Origin of the sequence: Anabaena sp. CCY 9402-a (genome assembly GCF_963920945.1) — a bacterium.
GTDB lineage: Bacteria > Cyanobacteriota > Cyanobacteriia > Cyanobacteriales > Nostocaceae > Trichormus > Trichormus minutissimus.
Genome location: NZ_CAWUDL010000169.1, coordinates 1 through 1986 on the forward strand (window position 1 = coordinate 1; position 1986 = coordinate 1986).

The 1986-nt window shown below is 42.7% G+C and carries 2 protein-coding genes and 1 pseudogene; all 3 read left to right on the forward strand.

The features are described 5' to 3' along the window. Window positions 1–56: 56 nt before the first annotated feature. Window positions 57–266: pseudogene (locus tag ACM0OR_RS28030) on the forward strand (DUF952 domain-containing protein); the annotation flags it as partial. Window positions 267–294: 28 nt separating this feature from the next. Beyond that, the gene (locus ACM0OR_RS28035) at window positions 295–483 is read left to right on the forward strand and encodes a DUF4089 domain-containing protein (RefSeq protein ID WP_323267554.1); all 189 of its coding nucleotides are present in this window, start codon (window positions 295–297) and stop codon (window positions 481–483) included. Continuing rightward, complete coding sequence (locus ACM0OR_RS28040) at window positions 480–1877, forward strand: AtzE family amidohydrolase (RefSeq protein WP_323267555.1); 1398 nt, start codon at window positions 480–482, stop codon at window positions 1875–1877. The genes ACM0OR_RS28035 and ACM0OR_RS28040 overlap by 4 nt, the downstream gene beginning before the upstream one ends. The last annotated feature ends 109 nt before the right edge of the window (window positions 1878–1986 follow it).

A 1986-nucleotide genomic window follows, 5' to 3' on the forward strand; every position in this document is an offset into this window, starting at 1 on the left:
TTTTACTCAATTGGTATTTCTGTTGTTAATTTAACATATCTAGTCTGGGAGAGCCTAAATTTTTTTATCAACAAAAAGAATTAGTATTACTTTTTATCGACTCTGATAAAGTTCATTCTGAAATTCGCTATGAAGGGGCTGATGGAGATATATTTCCTCATATCTATGGTGAGTTAAATATTGATGCTGTCTATCAGGTTATCGACTTTGAACCTGAAGAAGATGGTTTATTTAAGTTACCGCTAGAAGTTGTAAGTTTAGAATAATTTACCACAGAGACACAGAGGCACAGAGATGAAAATTCAAGAGTTAGATGTGGGTGTGTATGTTGATCAAATGGCATTGCTGCTGGATTTGCCGATAAAAGATGAGTATCGGGATGGAGTAGTGGCGAATTTTGAGAGAATAAAAGCGATCGCTCAACTGGTTAATTCATTTCCCCTACCAGAAGACATTGAAATTGCACCCATATTTGAACCATGAATGATGCTGTATCCATTGCCACTGCTGTTCGCGCAGGCCACGTTAGTGCTGTAGAAGTTACCAAAGCTGCGTTAGCACGAATATCAGAAAGAGATCGCGAACTCAATTGTTTCACGGCTATCACTACGGAAACAGCTTTGGCAGATGCAGCACGCATTGATCAAGAAATCGCTCAAGGTAATTATCCTGGTTTACTGGCAGGTGTACCATTTGCTGTCAAAAACCTTTTTGATATCGCTGGTTTAACAACTCTGGCTGGTGCAAAAATTAATGCCGAAAATCCTCCAGCTACCCAAGATGCCACAGCAGTAGCCAAACTCAAGCAAGCAGGTGCTGTTTTGGTCGGTGCTTTAAATATGGATGAGTACGCCTATGGATTTGTGACAGAAAACTTTCATTATGGTGCTACTCGCAACCCCCATGATTTACAGCGTGTAGCTGGTGGTTCATCTGGTGGTTCTGCGGCGGCGGTGGCGGCTGGGTTAGTTCCATTTACACTAGGTTCTGATACCAACGGTTCAATTCGTGTGCCAGCAGCGTTATGTGGTGTCTTTGGTTTTAAACCAACTTATGGACGTTTATCTCGTGCAGGGGTAGCTCTATTCTCTAGTAGCCTTGACCACATTGGCCCTTTCGCTCGTTCAGTGAGAGATATTTCTACAATATTTGATATCCTTCAGGGAGAGGATAATAGCGATCCCGTTTGCACTAAGCGTCCGAGAAAACCAACATTACCTCAACTGAATCAAGATATTTCTGGACTGAGAATTGCGTTGACGAAGCCTGCCGAAGGCATCGCTGATGATTATTTTGCTCAAGGTGCAAACTCAGAGGCGTTAGCCGCGGTGCATGAAGTAGCAAATGCTTTAGATGTGAATACATACATCACTCTACCAGAAGCACACCGCGCCAGGGCTGCTGCATTTGTGGTTACAGCCTGTGAGGGTGCAAATTTACACTTAGAAAAATTGCGATCGCGTCCCCAAGATTTTGACCCAGCAACACGCGATCGGTTTTTAGCAGGGGCCTTAATACCGAGTAATTGGTATCTGCAAGCACAACGCTTTCGCAGATGGTATCGCGATCGTATCCGAGAACTTTTTCAACAAGTTGATATAATTTTAGCCCCCACAACACCAATTGCTGCACCGTTAATTGGTCAACAAACAATGACTCTAGATCGACAGGAAATACTGGTTCGTCCCCACTTAGGACTATTTACTCAACCATTATCTTTCATCGGCTTACCTGTATTATCAGTACCAGTTCAGCATCCCAATTGTTTGCCATTAGGAGTGCAATTGATAGCAGCACCCTACAATGAAGCGTTTATTTTACAAGTGGCATCTGTATTAGAAGCTCAAGGTGTAGTTTCAACATACAAAAAATACTAGAAATACTAGCCAAACAAAAAGCCACCCTCCATACTTACTGGGGATGACTTTTTGTATTTAAAAGTAGAACCTGGCACTGAGCGATTGTGGCGGGAGGCAACCCTCCAAC

Bases quoted from the DNA above. Each gene is read 5' to 3' on its own strand.
- ACM0OR_RS28040 (WP_323267555.1), top strand. From the start codon at position 480: ATGAATGATGCTGTATCCATTGCCACTGCTGTTCGCGCAGGCCACGTT.
- ACM0OR_RS28035 (WP_323267554.1), top strand. From the start codon at position 295: ATGAAAATTCAAGAGTTAGATGTGGGTGTGTATGTTGATCAAATGGCA.